29 protein-coding genes and 1 riboswitch are annotated in these 26,505 nt (G+C 65.0%); of the genes, 20 read left to right on the top strand and 9 right to left on the bottom strand.

The window, feature by feature from the left end:
• Positions 1-96 precede the first annotated feature (96 nt).
• Positions 97-531, top strand: coding sequence for a hypothetical protein (locus N511_RS0111830; RefSeq protein ID WP_027679486.1), 435 nt, complete (start codon positions 97-99; stop codon positions 529-531).
• Between the two features lie 165 nt (positions 532-696).
• A complete protein-coding gene (locus N511_RS0111825) occupies positions 697-2,076 on the top strand; it encodes an FAD-containing oxidoreductase (RefSeq protein WP_027679485.1) in 1,380 nt (459 codons plus the stop codon).
• A gap of 72 nt (positions 2,077-2,148) precedes the next feature.
• Here the strand turns inward: N511_RS0111825 and N511_RS0111820 are convergent, their stop codons facing one another.
• Both N511_RS0111820 and N511_RS0111815 read right to left on the bottom strand, forming a co-directional pair.
• Entirely contained in the window at positions 2,149-3,231 is a 1,083-nt protein-coding gene (locus N511_RS0111820; protein WP_027679484.1) for a calcium:proton antiporter, read from the bottom strand.
• A gap of 122 nt (positions 3,232-3,353) precedes the next feature.
• The gene (locus N511_RS0111815) at positions 3,354-4,208 is read right to left on the bottom strand and encodes a spherulation-specific family 4 protein (protein ID WP_027679483.1); all 855 of its coding nucleotides are present in this window, start codon (positions 4,206-4,208) and stop codon (positions 3,354-3,356) included.
• A 62-nt stretch (positions 4,209-4,270) separates the two neighbouring features.
• A riboswitch (cyclic di-GMP riboswitch) is annotated at positions 4,271-4,351 on the bottom strand.
• Positions 4,352-4,664: 313 nt separating this feature from the next.
• On the opposite strand from N511_RS0111815, the gene N511_RS0111810 reads away from it, so the two are divergent.
• A complete protein-coding gene (locus N511_RS0111810; protein WP_027679482.1) occupies positions 4,665-5,120 on the top strand; it encodes a hypothetical protein in 456 nt (151 codons plus the stop codon).
• A 20-nt stretch (positions 5,121-5,140) separates the two neighbouring features.
• Here N511_RS0111810 and N511_RS0111805 read toward each other — a convergent pair whose 3' ends face one another.
• Entirely contained in the window at positions 5,141-6,034 is an 894-nt protein-coding gene (locus tag N511_RS0111805) for a LysR family transcriptional regulator (RefSeq protein ID WP_027679481.1), read from the bottom strand.
• Between the two features lie 87 nt (positions 6,035-6,121).
• Here N511_RS0111805 and N511_RS0111800 point away from each other — a divergent pair, with 87 nt between their 5' ends.
• The 5 genes from N511_RS0111800 (at position 6,122) to N511_RS0111780 (ending at position 9,508) form a co-directional block, all read left to right on the top strand.
• A complete protein-coding gene (locus N511_RS0111800; protein ID WP_027679480.1) occupies positions 6,122-6,910 on the top strand; it encodes an NAD(P)H-dependent oxidoreductase in 789 nt (262 codons plus the stop codon).
• Positions 6,911-7,007: 97 nt separating this feature from the next.
• Complete coding sequence (locus N511_RS0111795) at positions 7,008-7,790, top strand: sulfite exporter TauE/SafE family protein (RefSeq protein ID WP_027679479.1); 783 nt, start codon at positions 7,008-7,010, stop codon at positions 7,788-7,790.
• A gap of 33 nt (positions 7,791-7,823) precedes the next feature.
• The gene (locus N511_RS0111790) at positions 7,824-8,225 is read left to right on the top strand and encodes a carboxymuconolactone decarboxylase family protein (protein ID WP_027679478.1); all 402 of its coding nucleotides are present in this window, start codon (positions 7,824-7,826) and stop codon (positions 8,223-8,225) included.
• 128 nt (positions 8,226-8,353) lie between these two features.
• On the top strand, positions 8,354-8,686 hold the full coding sequence (locus N511_RS25515) for a hypothetical protein (protein WP_231479610.1): 333 nt from the start codon (positions 8,354-8,356) through the stop codon (positions 8,684-8,686).
• 12 nt (positions 8,687-8,698) lie between these two features.
• The gene (locus N511_RS0111780) at positions 8,699-9,508 is read left to right on the top strand and encodes an alpha/beta fold hydrolase (RefSeq protein WP_027679476.1); all 810 of its coding nucleotides are present in this window, start codon (positions 8,699-8,701) and stop codon (positions 9,506-9,508) included.
• A 160-nt stretch (positions 9,509-9,668) separates the two neighbouring features.
• On the opposite strand, the gene N511_RS0111775 is transcribed toward N511_RS0111780, so the two are convergent.
• Positions 9,669-10,172, bottom strand: a complete 504-nt coding sequence (locus tag N511_RS0111775) for an acyl-CoA thioesterase (protein ID WP_027679475.1) — start codon at positions 10,170-10,172, stop codon at positions 9,669-9,671.
• A gap of 172 nt (positions 10,173-10,344) precedes the next feature.
• On the opposite strand from N511_RS0111775, the gene N511_RS0111770 reads away from it, so the two are divergent.
• The 11 genes from N511_RS0111770 (at position 10,345) to N511_RS0111720 (ending at position 19,636) form a co-directional block, all read left to right on the top strand.
• Positions 10,345-10,740: a DUF2946 family protein gene (locus N511_RS0111770; protein WP_027679474.1), complete on the top strand. Its 396-nt coding sequence runs from the start codon at positions 10,345-10,347 to the stop codon at positions 10,738-10,740.
• 96 nt (positions 10,741-10,836) lie between these two features.
• Entirely contained in the window at positions 10,837-11,193 is a 357-nt protein-coding gene (locus tag N511_RS0111765; RefSeq protein WP_027679473.1) for a hypothetical protein, read from the top strand.
• Positions 11,194-11,202: 9 nt separating this feature from the next.
• On the top strand, positions 11,203-12,612 hold the full coding sequence (locus N511_RS0111760) for a TolC family protein (protein ID WP_027679472.1): 1,410 nt from the start codon (positions 11,203-11,205) through the stop codon (positions 12,610-12,612).
• 2 nt (positions 12,613-12,614) lie between these two features.
• The gene (locus N511_RS0111755; protein ID WP_027679471.1) at positions 12,615-13,913 is read left to right on the top strand and encodes a copper oxidase; all 1,299 of its coding nucleotides are present in this window, start codon (positions 12,615-12,617) and stop codon (positions 13,911-13,913) included.
• A 47-nt stretch (positions 13,914-13,960) separates the two neighbouring features.
• Entirely contained in the window at positions 13,961-14,449 is a 489-nt protein-coding gene (locus tag N511_RS0111750; protein ID WP_027679470.1) for a cupredoxin domain-containing protein, read from the top strand.
• A gap of 37 nt (positions 14,450-14,486) precedes the next feature.
• Positions 14,487-14,807: a copper-binding protein gene (locus tag N511_RS0111745; RefSeq protein WP_027679469.1), complete on the top strand. Its 321-nt coding sequence runs from the start codon at positions 14,487-14,489 to the stop codon at positions 14,805-14,807.
• Between the two features lie 521 nt (positions 14,808-15,328).
• Complete coding sequence (locus N511_RS0111740; protein WP_231479609.1) at positions 15,329-16,189, top strand: glycosyltransferase family 90 protein; 861 nt, start codon at positions 15,329-15,331, stop codon at positions 16,187-16,189.
• Between the two features lie 125 nt (positions 16,190-16,314).
• Positions 16,315-17,106 carry a phytanoyl-CoA dioxygenase family protein gene (locus N511_RS0111735; RefSeq protein WP_027679467.1) on the top strand — a complete coding sequence of 264 codons (792 nt, stop codon included), beginning with the start codon at positions 16,315-16,317 and terminating at the stop codon, positions 17,104-17,106.
• Positions 17,107-17,203: 97 nt separating this feature from the next.
• On the top strand, positions 17,204-17,425 hold the full coding sequence (locus N511_RS0111730; RefSeq protein WP_027679466.1) for a hypothetical protein: 222 nt from the start codon (positions 17,204-17,206) through the stop codon (positions 17,423-17,425).
• Between the two features lie 224 nt (positions 17,426-17,649).
• Positions 17,650-18,090, top strand: a complete 441-nt coding sequence (locus N511_RS0111725; RefSeq protein WP_027679465.1) for a DUF2141 domain-containing protein — start codon at positions 17,650-17,652, stop codon at positions 18,088-18,090.
• Positions 18,091-18,109: 19 nt separating this feature from the next.
• Positions 18,110-19,636, top strand: a complete 1,527-nt coding sequence (locus N511_RS0111720) for a carotenoid oxygenase family protein (protein ID WP_027679464.1) — start codon at positions 18,110-18,112, stop codon at positions 19,634-19,636.
• A gap of 13 nt (positions 19,637-19,649) precedes the next feature.
• Here N511_RS0111720 and N511_RS0111715 read toward each other — a convergent pair whose 3' ends face one another.
• Positions 19,650-21,143: a M20/M25/M40 family metallo-hydrolase gene (locus N511_RS0111715; RefSeq protein ID WP_231479608.1), complete on the bottom strand. Its 1,494-nt coding sequence runs from the start codon at positions 21,141-21,143 to the stop codon at positions 19,650-19,652.
• Between the two features lie 206 nt (positions 21,144-21,349).
• Between N511_RS0111715 and N511_RS0111710 the strand changes: the two genes are divergently transcribed.
• Entirely contained in the window at positions 21,350-22,267 is a 918-nt protein-coding gene (locus N511_RS0111710) for a LysR family transcriptional regulator (RefSeq protein WP_027679462.1), read from the top strand.
• Positions 22,268-22,293: 26 nt separating this feature from the next.
• Here N511_RS0111710 and N511_RS0111705 read toward each other — a convergent pair whose 3' ends face one another.
• From N511_RS0111705 to N511_RS0111690, 4 genes are read right to left on the bottom strand one after another with little or no spacing between them, the layout of a single operon-like run.
• The gene (locus tag N511_RS0111705; RefSeq protein ID WP_027679461.1) at positions 22,294-23,775 is read right to left on the bottom strand and encodes an AMP nucleosidase; all 1,482 of its coding nucleotides are present in this window, start codon (positions 23,773-23,775) and stop codon (positions 22,294-22,296) included.
• 47 nt (positions 23,776-23,822) lie between these two features.
• Entirely contained in the window at positions 23,823-24,596 is a 774-nt protein-coding gene (locus N511_RS0111700; RefSeq protein ID WP_027679460.1) for an ABC transporter permease subunit, read from the bottom strand.
• Positions 24,593-25,303: an amino acid ABC transporter permease gene (locus tag N511_RS0111695; protein ID WP_081785381.1), complete on the bottom strand. Its 711-nt coding sequence runs from the start codon at positions 25,301-25,303 to the stop codon at positions 24,593-24,595. Before N511_RS0111695 ends, N511_RS0111700 begins: the two co-directional genes overlap by 4 nt.
• Positions 25,304-25,356: 53 nt before the next feature.
• Positions 25,357-26,244: an ABC transporter substrate-binding protein gene (locus N511_RS0111690; protein ID WP_027679458.1), complete on the bottom strand. Its 888-nt coding sequence runs from the start codon at positions 26,242-26,244 to the stop codon at positions 25,357-25,359.
• Positions 26,245-26,505: the final 261 nt, after the last annotated feature.

Below are 26,505 nucleotides of genomic sequence, written 5' to 3'. Positions count from 1 at the left end.
GACTTGTATTCTCCGCCCCGAACTCATCGAGCCCGGATCGGCCCCTCACTGTTGAGTCGAGTGCCGCATCCTGCATTTGCGCATAAGGAGAACACCATGTTGAAGAAAATTGCACCGGCCCTGATTGTGGCAACGCTCGTCGGCCTGACGGCCTTGCCCGCAGCGGCGGATGACCTGCGCAATGCCCTGGGCGGCGCGCTGGGTGGCGCTGGCGGTGCGGCCGTGGGCGGCGCACTCGGCGGGCAGACCGGCTCGGTGATCGGCGGGGCGATCGGCGGCGGCGCGGGCGGCGCATTGACGGCCAACGGCCGCGAGCGCAAGGGCGCCATCGTGGGCGGCGCATTGGGCGGCGGCGTGGGCGCGGCTGCAGGCAACGCCATGGGCGGTCACACGGGCGGCATCGTGGGCGCTGGCCTGGGTGGCGGTGCGGGCGCAGCACTGGGCGGCAACGTGCAGCGCAATTCGTACTCCGACCGCGACGACCGCGGCCGCGGCTACCGTCGCCACGGCAAGCACCATCACCACCACTGATCTGATGCGCCGGTGCGCTCGCCACTGAGCGCACCGGCCGCTTTCTTGCTTTCCTTCCGGCGACGGCGCGGTCGGCAAAACCGGTCGTCGCGACTCGCCGTTGCCACGTGCGCCGCCTACCATAGCGAGACGGCTGCCGTCGGCAACCACACGAAGGAGAGCGCCATGACGCAACGCTTCGACGCCATCATCATCGGCACCGGCCAGGCCGGCCCTCCGCTGGCGGCGCGCCTGTCGGGTGCCGGCATGAAGGTCGCCATCGTCGAGCGCGGCCGCTTTGGCGGTACGTGCGTCAACACCGGCTGCATCCCCACGAAAGCCATGGTGGCCAGCGCCTATGCAGCGCGCATGGCCCAGCGTGCGGCCGAATACGGCGTGATGATCGACGGCGGTGTCACCGTCGACATGCAGCGCGTGAAGGCCCGCAAGGATGAGATTTCCGGCCGCTCCAGCCACGGCGTGGAGCAATGGGTGCGCGGCCTGGAGCACTGCACGGTCTTCCAGGGCCATGCCCGCTTCGAAAGCGCGCGCACCGTGCGCGTTGGCGACGCACTGCTCGAAGCCGAGCGCATCTTCATCAACGTCGGCGGTCGGGCGTTGGTGCCGCCCATGCCCGGGCTCGACCAGGTGCCGTTCCTCACCAACTCCACCATGATGGACGTGGATTTTCTGCCCGAGCACCTCGTCGTGATCGGCGGGAGCTACGTCGGGCTCGAGTTCGGCCAGATGTTCCGCCGCTTCGGATCGCGCGTGACGATTGTCGAGAAAGGCCCGCGCCTGATCGCGCGCGAAGACGAAGACGTATCGCAGGCGGTGCGCGAGATTCTGGAAGCGGAAGGCATCGACGTGCAGGTCAACGCCGACTGCCTGAGCGTGCGACGCGACGGCGCCAACGTGGTGGTCGGCCTGGAGTGCGGCAGCGGCGCGCGCGAGGTGTCGGGCTCGCATCTGCTGATGGCTGTCGGGCGCGTGCCCAATACCGACGATCTGGGCCTCGACAAGGCCGGCGTGCAAACCGACAAGCGCGGCAATATTGTCGTTGACGATCAGTTGCGCACCAACGTGCCCGGCATCTGGGCCCTGGGCGATTGCAACGGCCGCGGCGCCTTCACGCACACGGCCTACAACGATTACGAGATCGTCGCGGCCAATCTGCTCGACGACGATCCGCGCAAGGTGTCGGACCGCATTCAGGCGTACGCCATGTACATCGACCCGCCGCTTGCGCGCGTCGGCATGTCGCTCTCGGAAGCGAAGCAATCAGGACGCAAGCTGCTGGTCGGCAACCGCCCGATGACGCGCGTTGGCCGTGCGGTGGAGAAGGGCGAGAGCCAGGGTTTCATGCGCGTCGTGGTCGATGCGCAGACGCACGAAATCCTGGGTGCGTCGATCCTCGGTGTGGGCGGCGACGAGGCGGTGCATTCGATCCTTGACGTGATGTATGCCAAGGCGCCGTACACGACCATCAGCCGCGCCATGCACATTCACCCGACGGTGTCGGAGTTGATTCCCACGTTGCTGCAAAGCATGGAGCCGGTGCAGTAGCGCCTGACGTGGCGCCAAAAAAAGGGCGCCTATCCGGCGCCCCATACATCGACCTGCGATCGTGCGCCTTGCTCAGGGCACGATCGAGAGAAACAGATACGCCGCAAAGATCGCCAGGTGCACGACGCCTTGCAGGATGGTCGTGCGGCCCTTGCCCAACGTGAGCGACGACACGATCAGCGTGAGGAACAGCAGGACCATTTCCTTGGGGCCCAGGCCCAGTTCGAGCGGGCGGCCGATCCAGATGAACACGGCGGCCACGGTCGGGATGGTCAAGCCGATACTCGCCAGCGCCGAGCCCAGCGCGAGGTTCAGGCTGGTCTGAATGCGATCTGCATTGGCGGCGCGCAGAGCGGCCAGGCATTCCGGCAGCAGCACCAGCGCGGCGATGACGATGCCGACCGTTGCGGGCGGCGCGCCGGCATTCAGGATGGCGGCTTCCACCGAAGGCGACAGCACCTTCGCCAGCCCCACGACGGCCACCAGCGACGCCATCAGCAACACTGCGCTGAGCGCAGCCACGCGTGCTGGCGGCGGCGGGGCATGCACGTCTTCGTTGGCGCTGTCGACGAGGAAGTAATCGCGGTGGCGGATGGTCTGCACGATGACGAAGCAGCCGTACAGCACCAGCGATGTGACGCCGGCAAAGGCCAACTGCGACGAGGTCATGACCGGCCCCGGCGTGGAACTCGTGTAATTGGGCAGCACCATGGTCAGCGTGACCAGTGCAGCCAGCACGGCCAGCGCGGCGGTGGCCCCCGGCGCCTGGAAGGCTTGCTCGCGGTGGCGCAGGCCGCCCACGAACAGGCACACGCCCACGATGCCGTTGCAGATGAGCATGACCGCGGCAAACACGGTGTCGCGCGCCAAGCCTGCTTTCTCCGGCCCGGAAGAGAGCATCACCGACACGATCAGCGCCACTTCGATCACGGTCACGGCGATTGCCAGGACGAGCGTGCCGAAGGGCTCGCCCACCTTGTGCGCGACGACTTCGGCATGGTGGACGGCAGCGAAGACGGCCCCCGCCAGTGCCAGCGCCATCAGTGCGATGAGCCAGCCGGGGGGCGTCATGAACGAGCCGCCGACCAGCACCACCCACGCGAGCAGCGGGGCGGCGACAGTCCAGGGGGGCAGCTTGTTGGAAGAAAGGGCCACGGGGTTCTCCTTGTTGTTGCCTCAACGCCGGCAGGCGGCGAAGGGGGGATGTGGTGTGGCCCGAATATAAAGCATGTGCGGAGCATCAGCCCGCACATGCGGCGTGCGTCACGCCCGCGCGGTCACGGGGCAACGGCCGTGGCGGACACCTCCTGGCTCCAGTAACTCGGCAGCGCGCCATACGGGTTCGGCAACGTCTTGTTCGTGATGAACACCGCAGCAGCGCCCTTGCCTGACGCGTTGCGAACGAAAGTTTGCATCTGCGTGGCCGACGCAGCGTAGACGATGTGCGCAAAGCGCGCCTTCGGATAGTTGGCCTGCCACGCCAACGGCGCATAGCTGGCGTAGTGCTTGGCGCTGTCTTCGAACACCACGAGCTGGTCTGCCACCGGCAGGCTGGCGTAGATCTCCGGCACATTGGTGCCCGGGTTGCCTGTGACCGTGTAGTTGGGCGACAACCCCTTGATGTAGTTGTAGACCGACTGATAGAACTGGATGTGCGCGGTCGTGCTGTCGGCGGTCATCTCGTCGATGAAGAAGCCGTCGACCTGGTACAGCGCCTGGTAGGTGTTGATGTCCTGCACCACGGCCGACAACGACCGGTTGGCGTACGAGCTGGAGACGTACCCGATCACCTTGCCGCCTGCGGCACGGACCTTGGCGACGGCGGTAACGTAGTTGGCATCCTGCGTGGTGCCCGGGCCGCTGTTCGGGTTGAGGATGACCGTGGTGGGTACCGACGTTGCCGCTGTGGCCAGCGCACTCCACTGCGTTGCGCCTGTGCCTGACGGATAGATGTACGACGGCACCAGCAGCCCTTCAGCGCTGGCATGCGATGCGCCCATCAGCGCGCCGGACACCAGGGCGAATGCGGCATAGGCGGCCCGCGCGAACCTGCGCTTTGCGTTGCCCGTTTGCGATGCCACGGCCAGCGTGGCGGATGCGGGCGAACGCCCCCCCGTTTGTATCGTTTTCATGATGTGCCCCCGACCACGCCGTTCTTTGCGTGTGTCATCAGGCCCGCTCCCGTTGCGGGTTGGCGGGCAACTGGCTGACTTCGTCCAGCGAAGTCCCTATAGCTTTGCGTCGCCGGATCACTCCGGTTTTGCCCAGACCTCTGGGTGTGAACCCATTGGGGAAAGACTCTACCGGGGCCGCGCCAGCCCGGCAAACGGAGATTGCGCAAACGGGCTGGCAGCCGCATGAAGCGTTGTGGGCAGCCCACGTTGCGCGTTGCCATGGCAATCAACCGTCGCCGTCAAATGCACGTGGGGCGGCTTGGCCCATTTCTCCCGTGCCGCGTTTCCCCTGGCCTGCGCCAGAACGTCTGGTGCATTCCGCCGCCACAGACCTCCCCCGTATCGTCAGTTCACGCAGCGCTACCGGTTGCCGCTGCGTTTTTTGTTCACGTATCTGACTGAGGAGAACCTGCAATGAACATCCGCTCGAATGTGCCCGTCATCCGCATCGCGCTGCTGGCGTTGGTGTCCCTGATCGCATCGCTGGCGGCCGCGGCCGCATTGGCTGCACCGCCGGCGAAGGTTGCTTCCTGTGACGGCATCAAGGAGGCGTACCCGATTCTCGGCACGCAGTGCACCAACCACTACGCCAAGATCAACCACGCGCCCGCCACTGCGTCGGAGCGGCGCGAGACATACTTTGCGCGGATCGCGGTGTTGGAAATCTTCCGCAAGGCGCTGCTGTGCAACGGCATGTACGGCGCATCGAAATCGGAGCAGCAGCGCTTTGCAAGCGGCGAGGCCGGCCACCTTCAGGCACTGGCGAACCTGAACGCGGCGATGACGGCTGCCGGCGACCCGAACGTGCCGGCGCTTTACACCGCCGCCGATTTGGAGGAGGTCTCCATCAAGAAGCAGCAGTGCAAATAGGGGAACGGTGGCGCGGTCCTTCAGACCGCGCCTGCAATCACATCCCGCAACCACTGATGTCCGGGGTCTCGATGCACGCGCTCATGCCACAGCATCGACATCTCATAGCCGGGCACCTCCACCGGCGGTTCGACCACCTGCAGCGCGCTGGCGCCCCGCACGAGCCGCTCGGGCAGCATGGCGACCATGTCAGTGCTCGCCACCGCTGTCATCACAAACAGGAAGTGCGGCACCGACAGCACGACGCGTCGTGTGGCACCGGCTGCCGCCAGCGCTTCATCTGTCACGCCGAAGAAGCCACCGCCATCGGGCGACACGATCACGTGATCGAGCGTGCAGAACTGCGCCAGTGTGGGCTTGCGCTTCAGGCGCGGGTGCCCCGCGCGGCCGATCAGCACATAGCGTTCAGTGAACAGCGTACGGCGGCGCAGGCCCGGTGGCGCGGCGTCTGTGGTGTGGAACGCGAGATCGATCTCCCCTTGCTCCGCTTGCTTTTCCAGGCGAGTAGGGACCAGCTCCAGTATGGCGAGCCGCGTGCCCGGCGCGTTTGATCGCAGCGTGTTCAGCGCCGGCAGCGCGATGGTGGATTCGCCGTAATCCGTGGCGGCCACGCGCCACGTGTTGGTAGCGTGTGCCGGGTCGAACGGGCTGGCGGGCGCGACCGCCTGCTCCAGTGCTTCCAGCGCCAGCCGCAGGGGCTCGCGCAGGCTTTCAGCGCGCGCCGTGGGGCGCATACCGCGCGGGCCCGGAAGCAAAAGCGGGTCGCCGAAGATGGCGCGCAACTTGGCCAAGTGCACGCTCACGGAAGGCTGCGAGAAGTTCAGCCGCTCCGCCGCACGCGTGACGTTGTGCTCGGTCAGCAGCACATCAAGTGTCACCAGCAGGTTCAGGTCCAACCGTCTAAGATTATTCATGCCTATGCCTGGAATATGAACAATTCATTTCCAATATACCTGGGCGAACCGCATTCTGGAGCCAATTCCTCATTTGGAGCTGCCGCCATGAATGTCCTGATCGTCTACGCCCATCCTGAACCCAAGTCGCTCAACGGTGCCCTCAAGGACTTTGCCGTCCAGCGTCTGCAGGCCGCCGGGCACACCGTGCAGGTATCGGATCTGTACGCCATGCAATGGAAGGCCGTGCTTGATGCCAGCGACAGCACTGTCGCGCCGGTGGGTTCGCGTTTCGACCCGTCGCTGGATTCCAAGTACGCCTTCGAGAACGGCCTGCAGTCCCCGGACATCGCCGCAGAGCAAACCAAGCTGCGCTGGGCCGACGCTGTGATCCTGCAGTTTCCGCTGTGGTGGTTTTCGATGCCGGCCATCCTCAAGGGCTGGGTCGAGCGCGTCTATGCGTATGGCTTCGCCTATGGCGTTGGCGAGCACTCCGACACCCACTGGGGCGACCGCTACGGCGAAGGCACACTCGCCGGCAAACGCGCCATGCTGATCGTGACGACGGGCGGGTGGGAGTCGCACTACAGCCCGCGCGGCATCAACGGCCCGATCGACGACATCCTGTTTCCGATCCAGCACGGCATCCTGTACTACCCCGGTTTCGATGTGGTGCCGCCGTTCGTGAGCTACCGCACCGGCCGCATGGACGAGGCGCGCTTTGCACAGACGACGCGCGCGCTGGGCGAGCGACTCGACACCTTGTTCACCACCGCGCCGATCCCGTTCCGGCGGCAGAACGCCGGTGATTACGAGATTCCGGCGCTCACGCTGCGGGACGGAATCGCACCCGGAAAATCGGGCTTCGCTGCGCACCTTGCCGAGACCCCGGCGTAACGGCGGGCGCTACAATCTGAGCTTCACTTCCGGCGGCGCGCTGTAGCAGATACAGCGCGCCGCCGCGTTTGTTTCTCGTCCCTCCTTTCTTGTCGGCATGGCGTCTCACGCGGTTCTCACGGGTCTGGTCAATTTGCTGCTCGGCATGGGCCTTGGCGTTGCAGGCGGTTTGCTCGGCATTGGCGGCGGGCTGATCGCCATTCCTGTGCTCGGCTACCTGTACGGAATGGACCAGCACCTGGCGCAGGGCACCGCGCTGGTAATGATTGCGCCCAATGTGCTGATCGGTTTCTGGCGGTATCACCAGCGGCATCCGGTGCATCTGCGTTCTGTCGCGCTGATCTGCGTGTTCTCGATGGCGGCGACCTACGTTGCCGCGCGTTTTGCGGCGGGGCTCGATGCTCATCTGCTGCATACGGCATTTGCCGTATTCCTGATCGCGCTGGCGGTGTACTTTGCCTCGCAACTCAAAGAGAAGCCGAATGCCGGTGATGCCACGCACGCTGCCCCACGCGCCATGCCGGCCGCAGCCTTGCCATTGATGGGCGTTGCCAGCGGGGCGATGTCGGGCATCTTCACGGTGGGTGGCGGGCTCGTGGTGGTGCCGGCGCTCGTGACGTTCTTCGGTATGCCGCAGACACGCGCCCAGGGCATGGCCCTCGCACTGGTGGTGCCCGGCTCGCTCATCGCACTGGCAACGTATGCGCATGCCGGCCATGTGGATTGGGGTACAGGCATTCCGCTGGCGGCCGGTGGAATTGCAAGCGTGTCGTGGGGTGTGGCGTTGGCGTATCGGTTTTCAGCGCGGCGTCTGCGGCTGGCGTTCTGCGCCGTGCTGCTGGGTACCGCGCTGATGATGCTGCTGGTCAAGCCAGCCTGATTGACTGTTTCTTTCAGAACGGAGGAGGGCATCGTGTCGGAACAAGACAAGCAGGCCGGACGCGCACGCCGCGCGCAGGTGATGGGCGACGCGTTCGTGGAACGCGCGATGAGCGGGCTGGATGCGTTCTCGGCGCCGCTGCAGGATTGGCTCAACGAGCACGCCTGGGGCAGCACGTGGCAGCGGGACGGCATCGACCTCAAGACGCGCAGCCTGTGCACCTGCGCGATGCTGGCCGCCCTGGGCCGCAGCACTGAGCTGAAGGGCCATGTGCGCGGCGCCATCAACAACGGTGCAACGGCGGTGGAGATCCGCGAAGTGCTGCTGCATAGCGCCATCTATGCCGGCGCGCCAGCGGCCATCGAGGCCTTTCGATCCGCGCGCGAAGTGCTCAATGAACTGGGCATCCAGATCGAAGACGAAGCGGCGCGCTAGTCCGACGCGGAATGGCGGCCTGTGTTAACGGGCTTAACACAAGTTGCATGGCCGATGGGGCTTCCCTATCCTCGCGGGATCACGCTGGCGCCGATGTGGCGCTGGCCAATCCATCCCTCGGAACTTCCATGTCTCAAGACCTCAAGACTCGCTTGGGCGGCGTGCTGGTGCTCATCCTCGGCGCGGTGATCGGATGGTTCTTCATCCTTGGCCCGCTGCATCAGGCGCAGGCGGGCGCGCCGACGGTGCATTACTCGCTCAAGGCGATGGTGCTGGTGCCGGGGTGTCTGGTGTTCGGGCTGGCGTTTCTGGCAGGCGGCGACAAGCTGGCTTATCGTGACGCCGAACGCAAGCGCCTCACGCCACTTGGCTGGGTGCTCGTGGCCATTTTTGCGGCGGCTGCGGCGCTCTGTTACTGGTGGTTCAAGCAGCAGTTCGCGGCGCTTGGCTACACGGCGTGATACCTGATTGACATGGGCCCCTTCGACGACGATCTGTCCCGGTTTGCGGCCCACGGTGCTGCACCGCTGCCGGCCGCCCTTGAGGAGGGACATGTCGAACACGACGGCGCCCGCATCTGGTATGCCACGTTCGGCGCCGGCATGCCTGTGATCCTGCTGCATGGCGGGCTCGGCCATAGCGGCAATTGGGGCAATCAGGTGCCGGCACTCATGAGCGCGGGCTACCGGCCCATCGTCATCGATAGCCGTGGGCACGGCCGCAGCACGCGCGATGCGCAGCCTTACGCCTACACGCGCATGGCCTCCGACGTGCGGGCCGTCATGGATGCATTGCACATCGACCGCGCCGCCTTCATCGGCTGGAGCGACGGCGCTTGCGTTGCGCTCACCCTCGCCATGCAGACGCCGGAACGCGCCACGGGCGTGTTCTTTTTCGGCTGCAACATGGACCCGACCGGCGCCAAGCCCTTTTCGCCCACGCCCGTCATCGATCGCTGCTTCGAGCGCCATCGAAAGGATTACACCGCGCTCTCATCCACGCCCGACGATTTCGATGCATTCGTCGCGGCCGTCACCGAAATGATGCAGACGCAACCCAACGCCACGGCCGCGGAGCTTGCCGCGACGCGCGTGCCGGTGACGATCGTGCAGAGCGAACACGACGAGTTCATCCGGCCCGAGCACGCACACTATTTGGCGAGGACCCTTCTTGATGCGCAGTTTGTGTTGCTGCCGGGCGTGAGCCATTTCGCTCCGTTGCAGCGCCCCGCGTTGTTCAATGCGGCCGTGCTTGCATTTCTGCACGGGCTGCCGCAACCGTAAGCCGCGTTGAGGCTTGCGCGCGTTATCCACAGAAACAGTGGGTAAGCCTGTGGATAACAATGCGCGACCGCGATACCACGCGGCTCGCAGTTCCTTGCTGACTGCGTAGGCAGGCAGGCGCGACGCGGGGTGTCGCGGCACTGCCGATTTCAACGCGCGCTTAGTTGCGCGTGCCGGACGGGCCGTAGGTTGCCTTGATCGCCTTGTGCCGGGCTTCCATTTCCTGGCGCAGGGCGCGGCGCTGCTGCGCGGCTTCGAAGCGTTCCTGTTCTTCGGCGTTGGCGGGCACCAGCGGCGGCACGTCGGCCGGCTTGCCGTCGTCGTCCACGGCCACCATCGTGAAGTAGCAGCTGTTGGTATGGCGCACGACCTGGTTGCGGATGTTCTCCGTCACCACCTTGATGCCGATTTCCATCGACGTGCGGCCGGTGTAGTTGACCGACGCGAGGAACGTCACCAGTTCACCCACGTGAATCGGCTGGCGGAACACAACCTGGTCCACCGACAGCGTCACGACATAGCGGCCGGCATAGCGGCTCGCGCACGCATACGCGACCTGATCGAGAAACTTGAGGATGTGGCCGCCGTGTACGTTGCCGGAAAAATTGGCCATGTCGGGCGTCATCAGCACGGTCATGCTGAGCTGGTGGGATTGCGTATTCATGGGGCGTTGAAGCAGGGATGATGGGGAAAGCAGGGTGCGCAGAAATGGGTACGCAGCAGGCAGCCATTGTGCCGTGCGCGACGCACGTTGTGCTGCATTGCGTGAAATTTGATGGCATCGCGCTACACTACCGGTTTGCGCCGCAAATGATTTTCAGGCCCTCCTGTTTTCCATGCACCGATTGCTGACCCGCCTCCTGCTCTGGCTGGTCGTCCTGGCACTGCCCCTGCAAGGGTTTGCCGCGACGGCCATGATGGCGCGCGGCGGTGCCATGGACGATGCGATGGTTGCCCTGGCAACGCCGGATGACGCTACCGTCATATCCGATGCCTGCCATGAGCACGAAGACGCCATGGCCGCCGGTGCCGAGTCGAAAGCGCCGGCACAGTCGCACTGCAAGACCTGCCCGATCTGCGCGACGTGTTCGCTGGGTTCGGTCGTTCCCCTGGCCGCCAGCCTTGGCGTGCCGCTGATCAAGCTGCCGGCCGCTGCGCCGCGTGGCTTGGCTGTTTCCTTCCGCAGCTTCATTCCCGAAGCGCTGCAACGTCCACCCTCGATTCGCGCTTGACGCCACCAGTCCGTCCATAGAACGGGCTGGCCTCTGGTTTGACGGCTCCATGCACCGCATGCGGCCGTACGTCATCACGCCTGATCGAGGTTTCTCATGCTTTTCAAACGATGGTTCGTAGCCGCCGCGCTGCTGGCGCTGGTGCCGCCATGGGTAGTCGCGCAGGGCGCCGCATCTGCGCCGGCGGCATCTCCGCCTGATCCCCTGAACGCGGACGCCGCTGTGCCGGCCGTCGCCGTGCCGGCCGTCGCCGTGCCGCGCACATTCGACAGTTACCACGCGTATCGCGATACCGGTCCTGCGCCCTGGCGCGAGACCAACGCAGCCGTGGGCCCTACGCCGGGCGGCGCCGCGCATGGCGGCCACGCGGGGCACAGCATGCCCGCGAGCGCGCCGGCTGCCTCCTCCAACAAGCCTGCCGGCGAGTCCATGCCCGGCATGCACCACCACTGAGGCGGCGCCATGCTCAAACTCTCCAACCGCCGACTCGCCCTGTGCGCGCTGGCGGGCACGCTGCTGCTGAGCGGCTGCGCCACCATCACGCAAGACAGCGGCTTTAAGACCGTTGCCGATGTGGCGCGCGACCGGCTGGGCAAGGACGCCACCTGGCAGCGTTCACCGGAAGCACGCGACAGCGCCGCGCAACGCACGCGCGAGCTGCTGGCCCAGCCGCTGACGATGGACAGCGCCGTGCAGATCGCGCTACTGAACAACCGTGGCCTGCAGGCTTCGTATGCGGAGCTGGGGCTCTCGGAAGCCGCGCTCGTGCAGGCCAGCCGCCTGCCGAATCCCGGCTTCAGTTTCAAGCGCACGCGCAGCGGCGACGACGTGTCGATCGAACGCACGTTCTCGCTGTCGTTCCTGAACCTGCTGACGCTGCCGATGGCCATGCGCATCGAAGGCCGTTACTTCGAACAGACCAAGCTGCTTGTCGCCAATCAGATGCTGCAGGTGGCCGCAGAGACACGCCGCGCATACGTTAATGCCGTCGCTGCGGAGCAATCTGCACGCTATGCAGAGCAGGTTCAGCAAGCTGCCGAAGCCGGGGCCGAGTTCGCCAAGCGCCTGGCGTCTGCGGGCAACTTCAGCAAGCTGGATCGCGCGCGTGAGCACGCTTTCTATGCAGAGGCCACCGCCACCTTGGCGCGCTCGCGGCAGCAGGCGCAGGCCGAGCGCGAAGCGTTGATCCACCTGCTGGGTGTGTGGGGCGCGGATACCGACTTCAAGCTGCCGGAACGGCTGCCCGACCTACCCAAGGATCGCCCCGAATTGCAGCAGATCGAAGCCTATGCGTTGCGCAACCGGCTCGATATCCAGGCGGGCAAGTTGCAGGTCGAGGGGTTGGCATCGTCGCTGGGGCTCACGCAGGCCACGCGCTTCATCAACGTGCTGGATCTCGGCTACGTGCGCAACAGCAAATCCAACGAGCCACGTGAAACGGGCTACGAGATCAGCATCGAGATCCCGCTGTTCGACTGGGGCGGTGCCCGCGTGGCGCGCGCGCAGGCGATCTACATGCAGGTGGCCGACCAGCTTGCCGACACCGCCGTGCGTGCGCGTTCGGAAGTGCGTGAATCGTACGTGCGCTACCAGACCGCATATGACCTCACGCGCCACTACCGCGACGAGGTCGTGCCCGTGCGCAAGCGCATCTCCGACGAGATGCTACTGCGCTACAACGGCATGCTCGTGAGCGTGTTCGAACTGCTGGCCGATGCGCGCGAGCAGGTGAATGCCGTGAACGGCTACATCGACGCGCTGCGCGGTTACTGGATTGCGCAGACTGACTTGCAGATGGCGCTGGGCGGCAAGCTGCCGCCGGCTGAAGCGAATGCGGCCACCACAGCGCCGAACCCTCCTCAAGGACATTGAACATGGTTTCCCGACGTCAATTTCTCGGCGGCACGGGCGCGGCCATGCTGGGCGCAGCGATGGTCTCGCGCGCCGGCGCGGCCTCGCTGCCCGAAGCACCGCTGCAATCGAAGCCCGCCACGCAGCCGCCGCTTGCGCCGCCCAACGGCCGGCCCTACAACCCCGTCGTCACGCTCAACGGCTGGACGCTGCCGTGGCGCATGCGCGGCGGCTGGAAGGAGTTCCACCTCGTGGCCGAGCCCGTCGAGCGCGAATTTGCACCGGGCATGACGGGCCATCTCTGGGGCTACAACGGCCAGAGCCCCGGCCCGACGATCGAATGCGTGGAAGGCGATCGCGTGCGCATCTTCGTCACCAACAAGCTGCCCGAGCACACCACGGTGCACTGGCACGGCATGATCCTGCCCGCCGGCATGGACGGCGTGGGTGGCCTGTCGCAGCCGCACATTCCAACCGGCAAGACCTTCGTCTATGAGTTCGAGATGAAGAAGTCCGGCACCTTCATGTACCACCCGCATTCCGACGAGATGGTGCAGATGGCGATGGGCATGATGGGCTTTATCGTCGTGCATCCGAAAGACCCGGCGCAGCATCGCGTCGACCGCGACTTCGTCTTCCTGCTCGCCGCGTACGACATCGACCCCGGCTCTTACACGCCGCGCGTGGCCGAGATGACCAACTTCAACATGTGGACGTGGAACAGCCGCGTCTTTCCCGGCATCGACCCGTTGCCCGTGCGTCTGGGCGACCGCGTGCGCATCCGCATGGGCAACCTCACCATGACGAACCACCCGATGCATCTGCACGGCCATACGTTCGAAGTGGCGGGCACCGATGGCGGCTGGGTCCAGCCAAGCGCACGCTGGCCGGAGGTGACGACCGACATTGCCGTGGGCCAGATGCGCGCCATCGAGTTCATTGCCGACAACCCCGGCGACTGGGCCTTCCACTGCCACAAGTCGCACCACACGATGAACGCCATGGGGCACAACGTGCCGACCATGATCGGCGTGCAGCAAAAAGACCTCGCCAAGAAGATGAACGCGCTGGTGCCCGACTACATGGGCATGGGCCAGGCCGGCATGGCCGACATGGGCGAGATGGAAATGCCGCTGCCCGACAACACGCTGCCCATGATGACGGGGCAGGGCCCGTTCGGCGCCATCGAAATGGGCGGCATGTTCACCGTGATGAAGGTGCGCCGCGATCTGCCGCGCAACAGCTACGCCGACCCCGGTTGGTACAAGCACCCGAAGGGCACCGTCGCCTACGAATACACCGGCACCGGCATCGACGACTGATCGATGCTGAATCCACATCCCGTACGAAACGTAGACCGAGACCAAACATGCAACGCAATCTGATCCGTTCCACCTTCCTGGCCGCGCTGATGTCGATGGCCGCCATTGCACACGCATCCGGCGATCACGCCGGCGGGCATGACCATGGCGATGCCGCTATCGGTGAACCCGGCGACGCCGCCCGCATCACGCGCACGGTGCGCGTCGACATGGCGGACACCATGCGCTTTACGCCCGCGCAGATCAGCGTTCAGCGCGGCGAGACCATCCGCTTCGAAGTCGTCAACAGCGGCCAGGTACGGCATGAGATGACGCTGGGCACGCCGGCCGACCTCGTTGCCCACGCCGAGCAGATGCGCCGGCACCCCGAGATGGAGCATGCCGACGCCAACGCCGTCACCGTAGACCCAGGCCAGCGCGGCGAGATCGTCTGGCGCTTCACGCGCCCCGGCTCGGTGGAATTTGCCTGTCTGCAGCCCGGCCATTTCGAGGCCGGCATGCGCGGCGCCGTGCAGGTGCGCGGCAACAAGTCCTGACCCCTCCCCAACCATCTCGTTCGACAAGGAGCCCAACATGTTTCGTCACGCCCTGATACTGACTGCGCTGCTGGCCGGCGCACCGTTCGTCCACGCAGCTGAGGATGCTGCTTCCGCACCTGCGGCCACCACTGCCGCCCCCATGTCCGAAGGCGAGATCAAGAAGATCGACACCGCTGCCGGCAAGCTGACCATCAAGCATGGCCCGCTCGACAACCTGGGCATGGAGCCCATGACGATGGTCTTCCGCGTCCAGGATCCGGCCATGCTTTCCAAGGTAGCGGTCGGCAGCAAAGTGCGATTTATCGCCGATAAAGTGAACGGTGCATTGACCGTAACGGCTTTGGACGTGCAGTAACACGAAGGCGGGCGGGCGCACGCCTGCCCGTGTCTTTAATGCCGTCGGAGGGAAAAGCGCTCCAGCCTGGGGTGGCTGAAAAGTGTGACGCCATGACAACGGTCATGCGGCGGGCAACGGGCTCTGTACGGAAGCCGGCGGCCTGCTGGCCACAATTGGAATGAGTTGCAAGATTCTTACGGTAAAGTGAGGGCCGCCGCCGATGCGAAGCATCACCGGGCCGCCGCGCTGTCTGAAGGGCAAGCGTGATCGGCGACACCGTGCATCAGCGGCATGCAAAAGTGGCTCAAGCGCCACCTATTCTGTACATGGGCTCCGAACTTTCACCCGAAAAGTGACGCCCTGAGTTTAATTTCCGCGGCATCTTTTGGTTCATGCGTCATCTCAAATACCGCTTGAGCAGGGTCTCTGCAAGAAAATTCTGGTATTACTTTTCGAATGCCTCAAGCCATTTTCTCGCGCCCGCTACAAAAAATGGAAAGGCCGAGAGACTTCTAAAAAGTAGAACTGGCCAGCGGCGTATGCAGGACGTCTTCGATCGGTTGAGCTATTACAACTCGATTTCGGAGACATTCGACCCGAGCCGCAATGCCGTGGAGTATTCGAAGTTCCTGCTGAAATCCTCTACAAGCACCATTGTCGACAAGGATTGTGAAATCGGGAGCACCTATTTCTATGATCTCGTCGATCTGATGGATTATTTCGGCCCGGGCTACAGTTTTGACTACGACTGCGGCGACGTGACGGCCGAGCCTACCCACCCCGCATTCGTAAAAAGCCGGCCGATCAAGAGCAGCGCCCATAATGGCATTCTCTTGAAGCTCGACGCCATCCGGCATTTTTCGCTGGCGCGCGACACGATCGACTTTCACGACAAGAAGCCCATGGCGGTGTTCCGTGGCCCTTGCCATCAGGAACACCGCCAAGCCTTTGTGGCGCGATGCCATGACCTGCCGCACGTCAACATCGGCGATACTCGGAAATCGGAAATTGGGAAAGCGACTTACAAATCGCCCATGACGATTGCAGAGCAATTGCAATATAAGTTTATTGTCAGTGTCGAAGGAAATGACGTTGCAACGAATTTGAAATGGATCATGGCGTCCAATTCGCTGTGCTTCATGAGGCGGCCCCGGTATGAGACGTGGTTCATGGAGGGAAGGCTGATTCCCGACGTGCATTATGTTCTGCTGAAAGACGATTATTCCGATCTTCAGGAGAAAATGGAGCATTACCGGAAATACCCGGGCGATGCATTGGCGATTGTCCGCAACGCCAACCGGTGGGTGGCGCAGTTCATGGATCGCGACCAGGAGCGCCTGCTCGGTTTGATGGTGATCGCAAAGTATTTCCGGTTGTCCGGCCAGCAGGCGTTTTGGTAAGGCTCCAGCAGGACAGCACTCCCCACGTTTGATCCTGAGCAGGCCCGCCGTATGTCGGGCCTGCAACGCTTACGGCGGCGCGTTACACTCGTTGTCTTTCGCCGTCTCCGTACGCTCTTGTCGCCATGTCCGCGTCTGCCCCCACCACCACCCACGCACACCCGCTTTCCGACGAGCAACAAGCCTTCTTCAAGGAGCACGGCTACGTCGTGTTGCGCGGCTTCGTCAGCCAGCAGGTGACCGCCGCGTTGCTTGCGGCTGCGCAGGACGGGCTGGCCCGCGCTGCGGCGCCGGTGGAGCTGGAAACCGATGTCGGCTATGCCGGCGCCCCCCTTTCGCGCGACGCCGAGGGCGGCCAGACAGTGCGCCGCCTGCTCGACGCCGATTCACGCGGCACGCCGTATACCGAATGGGCCCGCGACCCACGCGTAGCCGGCGCGATTGCGCAACTGATCGGTGGCCCCGTGCACCTTTCGCTCGCGCACCACAATTGCGTGATGACGAAGCATCCCGCGTTTGGCACCGCCACGCATTGGCACCGCGACAGCCGCTATTGGTCGTTCGAACGGAACGAACTGGTGTCGTCGTGGCTGGCCCTGGTGGAAGAGACCGTCGATAACGGCTGTCTGTGGGTCATTCCAGGCAGCCACAAGCTTGACCTGCCTGCCGACCGGTTCGACGCCAAGCTGTTCCTGCGCCAGGAACTGCCGGAAAACCGCGCATTGATCGATACCGCGCGCCCCGTGCCGCTGCTGCCCGGCGATGTCCTGCTTTTCCACTGCAACACCTTCCACGCCGCACGTGCCAACCAAACGGGCGCGGTCAAATTCTCGGCCGTGTTTACGTACTACGGCCCCAACAACCATCCGCTGCCGGGAACGCGCTCGTCGGCGCGGCCCGATCCGCTGGTCGGTTGAGGTGCGCCCTCCCCCATTTGTAGGTGAGCGGCGGACAGATTTGTGTCACGGGCCTTTGCTAAGGTGGTCTTCCAACGACCAACAACGGGGAACCACAATGGCGATTCAGGAAGTGACACATGGAGCGCATGTCATCTTCGTTGACCCGCTGCAACGCGACGATCATCGCTGGACGGCCCGTTTTCAAATCTGTCGTGCCGGTCACATCGTGTGCGATTGGGAAGACATCGAGATGCCCGAGGGCTTCATCTCGCCGCAACTGGCGTTGAGTGCCAGCGTGCTGCTTGCCGAGCATCGTTTGTCCAGCTTGCCGCACTAGCCTCCCACGCCATCAGCGCCCGCCCACTCCGGCGGGCGTTTTCGTTGGCACGTCAGACGTGCATGTCCTGTGAATTCTGTGATGCGTTCATCGCCCGCAAGCGACCGTTTGCGCCCCGGCATCCGCCCTTCGTCGCATGCTCGCTGACTGCGGGCGGGGCTCCCGCCTACATTGCCTCCTGACCGCCGGCCATCAATGCATCGCCGGCCACTCAGGAGACGTTCATGACTGCCATGTTTTCTTTGCCGCGCATTGCCCTAGCCTTGCTGGCGACGACGCTTGCCGCGAGCGCATCCGCCGCAACGCTGACTGTCGTGGTGGAGGGCGCACAAGGGCGTCAAGGCGCGGTGCGCGCCGCGATGTTCCGCGACACCGCCGGTTGGCTGAAGCCCGATTCGGCCGTCCGCGCTGACATTGCCGCGCTCGAAAGCGTGTCTGGCAGCAACGTCACCTTCGTCTATCCGAATCTGCCGGCGGGGCGCTACGCGTTGTCGGTCTTCCATGACGCCAACAACGACGGCAAACTTGGCACCAACCCGGCCGGCATTCCCATCGAGCCTTACGGCTTCAGCCGTGATGCTCGCGGCCGTTTCGGGCCGCCCGCATTTGACGATGCCGCCATCGACGTGCAGGGTGACCAGCGCGTGACGATTCACTTGCACTGATGCTGAGCGAGGGCCCGTCATGCAACGCCGATCCTTTCTTGCGGCCTTGGGCGCCGCACCCTTTGGTTTGACCTTGACCGACGTGATGGCCGCCACCCCCGACCCGTGGGCTGCCGGGTTTGCCGCAGCACGTGCGCAAACTCCATGGCTTGCCGGTTATCAGGGTGTGGGCGCCGACATGCCGACCCGCTCGTTGAAGGTGGAGGGCGTCTTCCCGCCCGCGTTGCGCGGCGCCTTTTATCGAAACGGCCCGGCGCGGCATGAGATCGGGGGCGTGCGTTATCACCATCTGTTCGATGGCGACGGCATGATCCAGCGCTACGACATCAGCGAGCAGGGCGTGACGCACCGCGGCGTGTTCGTGCGCACCGACAAGTTCATCGCCGACACCACCGCCGGCCGGCCGTTGCGCGCGACGTTCGGTACCGCCAGCCCCGACATGGAGCCGGTGGCCTCGCCCGACAGCATCAACGTTGCCAACACGAGCCTGGTGATGCACGGCGACGAGATGCTCGCGCTGTGGGAAGGCGGCTCGGCCACGCGTGTCGATCCGGATTCGCTGCGCACGCTTGGCGTGCAGACCTGGCGCGACGACTACAAGGGCATGCCGTTTTCCGCCCACCCCAAGGTCGAGCCCGACGGCACGCTGTGGAATTTTGGCGTGAGCAGCGCGGCCGGTCTGCTGACCGTCTACTGCGTGGGCGCAGACGGCGCACTCAAGCGCGTGGAGTCCATCAAGGTGCCGGACGTGGCGATGGTGCACGACTTTGCCGTGACGCAGCGCCATCTGGTGTTTCTGCTGCCGCCGTTCGTGTACGACGTTGAACGCTCGCACGCCGGCATGTCGTTTCTCGATTCACATGTGTGGCGGCCGGAGTTGGGGATGCGCGTGCTGGTGCTGGACAAGGACGACGTCACGCGCATGCGCTGGTTGGCGTTGCCGGCGGGCTTTGTCTTCCACCTGGGCAATGCGTGGTCGTCGCCGGACGGACAGGAGATCCATCTCGATTACATCCGCTCCGACGATGCCTCGGTCGTCACCACGTCGCTGCGTGAATTGATGCGCGGGCAGATTCGCCCGTCGCCCGGCGCGCGTCTCACGCAAGTGCGTCTGAATCTGCGAACGGGCCGCGCCGAGCAGTTCAGCACCGACCACGTTGCTGAATTCCCGAAGATCGACTCGCGGCGCACCGCACAGCGCCATCGCGCGCTGTTCATGGTGGCCCACACGGCGCCATCGTCGGATGGCGGCCCGCAGGCGCTGCACGGCTTTGACACCGTCATGCGCGTCGATACGGATTCGGGCCAGGTCCAGCAGTACCGCTTCGGCCACCGCACGCTGGTGGAAGAACACGTATTCGTGTCGGCATCGGCCGGCGCCCGCGAAGGCGAGGGCTGGCTGATCGGCACGGTGTTCGATGTAGACGCCGGGTGCACCAGATTGACGGCGTTCGATGCACAGAGGGTTTCTGCGGGGCCCGTCGCCATGGCTAGCCTGAACGGCGTGGCGCCGCTCGGGCTGCATGGGCTGTTTCGCGCGGCTTGACCGTAGTGGCGTGTCAGAGCGGGTGCGTCAGCAGGCCGTAGAGCGTGCGCACGCCGCTCACGTAGTTGCCCATCCGCAGGTTCTCGTTCGCGGCATGCTGGTTGTTATCGGCATTGACCAGAGGAATGATCGCGAACGGTACCTGCAGCACGCCAACGATTTCCGCCGTGGGCACCGTCCCGCCCATCATGCGGATGCGGACCGGCGCCGGGTTCGCACCAAAGGTGTCGGTCAGCGACTTGTAGGCCCATGTGCCCACTGCCGAGTCGATGGGTGAACCCGCGGCATCCGCGCCCTCGCTCTGATACGTGAAGGTGGCCAGCTTGTCGTAGCGGCTGCGCTCTTCGTCGGTCGGGGCGTTCTTGACGAGGTGGTAGCCCTGGCGCTCGATGTGCTGCTCGATCAGCTTGCCGAGGTAGCCCGCGGTGGAGTCGGGCGTGGTGCGCAGGTCCAGTTCGGCGACGGCCTTGTCGGGCACGATGTTCGCCACCTTGTCGCCCACCGCCGCAGACGCCATGCCGCGCACGTTCAATGACGGGTACTGCATCGCCTCCTGGTAATTGGCGCCGACCTTGTCGGCATGCGCAATGCCCAGGCGCTTGTTGAGCGCTGCCTGGTCGTCGGGAACGGCCGCCATGATCTTGCGGTCGGCCGCGCTGATCTTCACGTGGTCGTAATAGCCGGGCACCGTCACCCGGCCCGCGTCGTTCTTCATCGATGCCAGCAGGTTGGCCAACTGCTGGGCTGGATTGCGGGCGTAGTTGCCGTAGTGCCCGCTGTGCAGCGGCACCTTGGCGCCGTAGACGGTGAGCCGGGCTTCGGCCGCACCGCGGTTACCGAAGACCAGCGTGGGCAGGTTGCTCGCATGCATGGGGCCGTCGTGGATGACGATAGCGTCGCAGCGCAGCAGCTCGCGGTTTGCCTGCATGACCTTGCTGATCGACGGCGAGCCTTTCTCTTCTTCACTGTCGAGAATGATCTTGACGTTGACGGCGGGCTGGCCGCCGCTGGCCTTCAGTGCGTCGATGGCGGCCAGCATCATCATGATCGGGCCCTTGTCGTCGGCGGACGAACGGCCGAATACGCGCCATTCCGGATCGAGCGGGCCGCTGAACAGCTGCGCGGAGTCGATCTCTTCCCAGTTGCCTTGTGCGGTCTTGTGCTTGAGCACCGGTGTCCACGGACTCTTTTGCGCCCACTGCGCGGGAATCACCGGCTGGCCGTCGAGGTGCATATAGAACAGCACCGTCTTGCGCGCGGCATCCGGGTTCGGCAGCTCGGCGTAGAGCATCGGTTTGCCGTTGTTCGCCAACTGTTGGGTCGTGAAACCACGCCTGCGGAACGCCTGCTCCAGCCAGTCGGCATTCTTGCGGACATCCTCCGGCACGATGGCGTCGTTGGGCAGGGAGAGCAGCTCGAAGTACTCGCGGTAGGTGGCCTGGGCATGGCGTTCGGCATCAGCCGCAGACAGCTCGGCGGCGCCGGCCAGGCCAGCGGCACCCAACATGAGTGCCGGCACCAGCGCCCGGAGGCGACGGGATGCGCGGGGGGCGTCAGATTGACGTGCTGCTTGCTGAAGGGACATCAGGACACTCCGCTGGTCGAACAGTTCCGGGTGAGTCTGCGCATACCGCACCTTTTTGACCATTAGAATTTTCTTGGGATATCTTTGCGTTTCATGCAAAGCAGAAGGGCCTTGCGCCTACGTCGCTTATGTCATCTCATCGCCTGCAGGAGACGTCCCTCCGCTATTTTCTGGAGGTCGTGCGCACGGGCTCGTTGACTGAAGCGGCCGCGCGCCTGCATGTCAGCGCCTCCGCCATCAGCCGGCAGGTGGCGATGCTTGAAGAGCTGCTCGGCGTGCCGCTGTTCGAGCGTCAACCGCGCGGTATGCGACCCAGCGCAGCCGGCGAGCTGCTTGCCGCGCATGCCCTGCGCGGGGCGCTGGAAGCAGAGCGCGTGGTGTCGGATATCCAACGCCTGCAAGGGCTGCAGCGCGGCCGCGTGCGCATTGCGTGTTCCGATGGCTTTGCGATCGAGTTTGTGCCGCGCGCCATCGTGGCGTTTCGCGAGCGGCATCCCGGCATTCAGTTCGACCTGCGCGCCGAAGAGCCCATGCGCGTGACCGAGGCCGTCTTGCGTGGCGACGTGGACATCGGCCTGACCTACAGCCGCGCCGCCGTGCACGGCATTCGCGTGGCGTATCAGCAGCGTGGCTCGGTGTTTGCCATCATGCGGCCCGACCACCCGCTGGCGAAGTTCAGCAGCGTGACGCTGGCGCAGATGCACCCATTCCCGATTGCGCTTTCCGGGCCGGACAACACGGTGCGCCAGTTGTTCGACATGGGCTGCAGTCAACGTGGGCTCGTGTTCGAGCCGGTGCTGGTCAGCAACCGCTTCGACGGGCTGTTGAGTTTCGTGCTGCAAGGCGGCGGCTTGGGCATTGCCGGGGAAATCACCGTGCGCGAGCGCGTGCAGCGCGGTGAATTGCATGCCGCGGAGATCCGCGAGCGCGGCATGCGGGGGCGGACCGTGGAACTGCAGACCCTGGCGGGCCGCACCTTGCCCGAGGTGGTGCGGGTATTTCTGGACTTCCTGCGCGAGGCGCTGCCGGAGCCGCCCCCGCGCTAACCGGCGCTAGTCGGTGCTCACCCGCGCTATCGGAACGCGGGTTCGTCAAAGCTGCGCAGCTTGCGCGAGTGCAGCGCTTCAACGCCGCTTTCGCGCAACAGGCGCACGGCTTCCATGCCGATGTCCAAATGCTGGCTGACACGCTGGCGGTAGAACAGGTTGGCCATGCCGCGCAGCTTCAGTTCGCCGTGCAGCGGCTTGTCCGACACGCACAGCAGGGTGCCGTAGGGCACGCGCAGGCGGAAGCCGTTGGCGGCAATGGTCGCGCTTTCCATGTCGATCGCAATCGCGCGCGACTGGTTGAAGCGGCTGTACAGCGCCTGGTACTTCAACTCCCAGTTGCGGTCGTCGGTGGAGACCACCGTGCCGGTACGCATGCGCGATTTCATGTCGGCGCCCGAGAGCCCCGTGATGCGCGCCACCGCCTCCTGCAGCGCCACCTGGATCTCGGCGATGGGCGGCACGGGCACCCAAGGGGGCAGGTCCTGGTCGAGCACGTGGTCGTCGCGCACATAGGCGTGGGCGAGCACGTAGTCGCCCAGCTGCTGTGAGCGGCGCAGGCCGCCGCAGTGGCCGATCATCATCCAGCAGTGCGGACGCAGCACGGCCAGGTGATCGGTGATGGTCTTGGCGTTGGACGGGCCCACGCCGATGTTCACCAGCGTCACCCCCAGGCGATCTTCGCGCACCAGGTGGTAGGCGGGCATCTGCGGAAGGCCCTTGATGCGGTGGGAGTCGTCCGGCGCGGGCGTGCCGAGTTCGTGTTCGGTGTCGCCGGGCTCGACAAAGCGGATGTAGCCCTCGTCGTTGCCGTCCTCCATCAGCTTGCGGCCGAGGGCGGCAAACTCATCGACATAGCGCTGGTAATTGGTGAACAGCACGAAGCGCTGGAAGTGCTTCGGGTGCGTGGCGGTGTAGTGGTACAGGCGCTGCAGGGCCAGGTCGACGCGCTCGGCTGTGAACATCGACAAGGGCTGCGGTTCGTCGCCAATCGGGCGGTATGTGCCGTTGGCGATGGAATCGTCGATCTGCGCAAGGTCGGGCAGCGTAAACGCGCCCCCCAGCGCGCGCGCCTGTTCCGGCGTGATGTCCACCGTCGACGCTTCCACCACGAACGGCAGTGGAATCGGCCGGTTGCTCACGCCCACCACGACGGGGCTGTTGTGATAGTGCAGCAGGCGCTCAATCTGTACGCGGTAGTAATCACGGAACAAGTCCGGTCGCGTGAGCGTCGTGCCGTACACGCCCGGATACGCCACCGTGCCCCACGCCGGCCGCGCGTCGCTCACCAGCGTTTTCGGGTCGACGGTGATGCCGAGATACGGATAGCAGGCGGCGAGGTCTTCGCTGCAGTCCTCTCCGCGCGCAAAGGCGTGGAAGCGATCGCGGATCGCCTGCGCGGAGCGCTCGTAGATGGCGGTGATGCGCTCGACGGCAGTGTTGGCGTCGGTGCAGATCGCCAGGTCGTGCGCGGGATAGAGATGGGTAGAGGCGCGGGTATCGGTCATGTTCTCGATGATACCGACGTTTTGTGAACCCAAGATAGCGATGTGACCTATGTCACGGCATCTGAAACAGGGCGTTCACGCCAGCGCAAAAAGCGTTGCCAGGTCGACATGTGGGCTGGTTGCGCCACGGGCGTGCGGGGGCCCGCGCGCAACCAGTTGGGCAAGGCCTCGATGCCGGTGCACAGCAGGAAATACAGCACGGCCACCGCGCCGAATACCTCCGCCGGGTAGGCCACGGTGCGGCTGTTGACCTGGCTGGCGGCAGTGGACAATTCCACCACGCCCACGATGTAGGCCAGCGATGTGTCCTTGACCGTCGACACCCATTGATTGGCCAGCGACGGCAGCATGATACGCCACGCCTGCGGCAGCACCACGGTCAGCAACGCCTGTGTGGGCGACATGCCCAGCGCCAGCGCCGCGTTGCGCTGCCCGGCACCGACGGCGCGCAAGCCGGCCTCCATGCTCTGGGTGATGTAGGCAGCGCCCACGGCGGCAAGCGCGGCGGCGACCGTGGCGGTTTCCGGCACCGCCACGCCCAGCGCCATCGGGATCAGAAAGTACGCCCAGAACATCAGCATCAGTACCGGGATGGCCCGCAGCGTGGCCAGCAGCCCGCGCAGCAGACGCGCCAGTCGGCGCAGCCTTGGCATGGCGTCGAGCCGGTCGAGCAACAGTGCCGCACCAACACCCGCTGCCGTGGCGACCACGCACGCCCACAGCGCCATCCACAAGGTGAGCGCCGCGCCGGCCAGCGGGCCATTCGGATACGGACCGATCAGCAGGTAACGCAGGTGCAGGAGCACGGCTTCCGTCGTCACGAGGGCGCTCCGTTCGGCAGCGTCGATGTCGATGCCCAGCCGAGCCGCCGCAGCAACTGGGGCGCGGCCCATTGCAGCAACAGGATCAGCCCTGCATACAGCACGGTTGCCACGGCAAAGGCCTGGAAGGCGAGCAGCGTGTCGGTTTCCACCTGTCGCGCGCTATACGCAAGCTCGGCCAGCCCGATGCCCATGGCGAGCGAGGTGTTCTTGATGGTGTTGGCACATTGCCCCAGCAGCGGCAGCGCCGACACGCGCAGCGCCTGCGGCAGCACCACACGCAGGAAGGCGGCACGCGGCGTGAAACCCAGCGATAGCGCGGCCTCGCGCTGCCCGCGCGGCACCGCCCGAATGCCGGCGCGCAGCTCTTCCGAGAAGAACGCGCCGGCGTACAGCGCGATGCCGAACGCCGCCGCCAGAAATTCGAACGACGGCGCAGGCAATCGCCAGGCACCCACGGCGATGCCGCCCCAGCCGGTGATGGCACCGACCACGTCTTCGCCCAGCAATTGCGCCGCGCCGAAATACCAGAAGAACAATTGGACCAATAACGGCGTCTTGCGCAGGAAGGCCACCAGCGCGCGGGCCGGCAAGTGCAGCCACGGCTGAGCACTCGCGCGCAGCGCCGTCAGGAGCAGGCCAATGGCCAGCCCGCCCGCGATGGCAGCCGCCGACACCAGCAGCGTCATCCCGAAGCCCTCCAGCATCCAGCCGAGATAACGCGGCGGCAGGGGTTGGAGGAGGGCCGGCAGGCTCAAGCTCACTTGGTGCTGCCGATGATGAAGTCGCGCGGCAGCGGGGCGGCGCTCTTCGGACCGAACCAGCGGTCATAGATGCGGCCGGCGGTGCCGTCCTTCTCGAGACCTTGCAGAATCTGGTCGATGGTGGCTGTCAGCTTCGTTTCGCCCTTCGGCACACCGATGCCCATGTACTCGCGCGTCAGCACGAAAGGCGAGATCTCCAGTTCACTGCGATTGGGCAGCGTGGCCAGCAGCGCGCCCAGCTTGGCACCATCCTGCGCAAATGCCTGGATGGCACCGGTGCGCAGTGCGGTGAGCGCGAGCGGGGAATCGTCATAGGCAATCACGCGGGCGTTAGGATAGCCGTCGCGCAGCGTGGTTTCCTGCGTGGTGCCCTTGTCGACGCCCAGGCGGATGCCGTCTTTCTTCAAATCGTCCGGCTGCTTGAGTACACCCTTCTTGGCGATGAACTGCAGGCCGCTGGCAAAGTACGGCGTGCTGAATTCAATCTGCTTCTTGCGCTCATCGGTGATGGTGAAGTTGGCGGCCACGATGTCGACCTTGCCGGACGTGAGCAGCGGCACGCGGTTGGCCGGATTGGTGGCGCGCAATTCCAGTTTGACGCCCAGCTTGTTGGCGATTTCCTGCGCGTAGTCCACGTCCAAGCCAACAGGCTGGCCGGTCTTGGCATCGGCGTAACCGAACGGCGGATTGGCGTCGAACACACCCACCCGCAGCACACCCGCCTTCTTGATGTCGTCCAGCTTGTCGGCATGGGCTTGTGGCGCGTGGAGCACCGCCACCGCGAGCGCCGCCCCGATGACCACACCCACCGCCTGGCGCGACGACCTTGCCAACGCCTGCGCCAGACCCGACAACGAGAACGCGCCCGAAACGCTTGCTTGCATGACAACCCCCTGATGATTTTTAGGGGTTCAAGCGTAGGGTGATTGCTGCGCCGCGCAAACGAATTCATTGGCAGATCGATATACGCATGCCGGCACGCAACGGCGCCACCATGCGCTGCAAAGCCGCGCTGGCCTTCAGTTTTTACAATTCCTGCCGATAGGAGGAACGGGTAGTGGAGGCGCATCGCGCAGTCATCCACCCGACAACAGTGCCCGATACGCTGCAAGAACAACAAACGAACGGGGAATACACGTGGACCA

The sequence above is a fragment of the Ralstonia sp. UNC404CL21Col genome (genome assembly GCF_000620465.1).
GTDB classification, from domain to species: domain Bacteria; phylum Pseudomonadota; class Gammaproteobacteria; order Burkholderiales; family Burkholderiaceae; genus Ralstonia; species Ralstonia flatus.
Note: the sequence above shows the minus strand (reverse complement) of the source record. Positions and strands in the feature narration are given on the sequence as shown.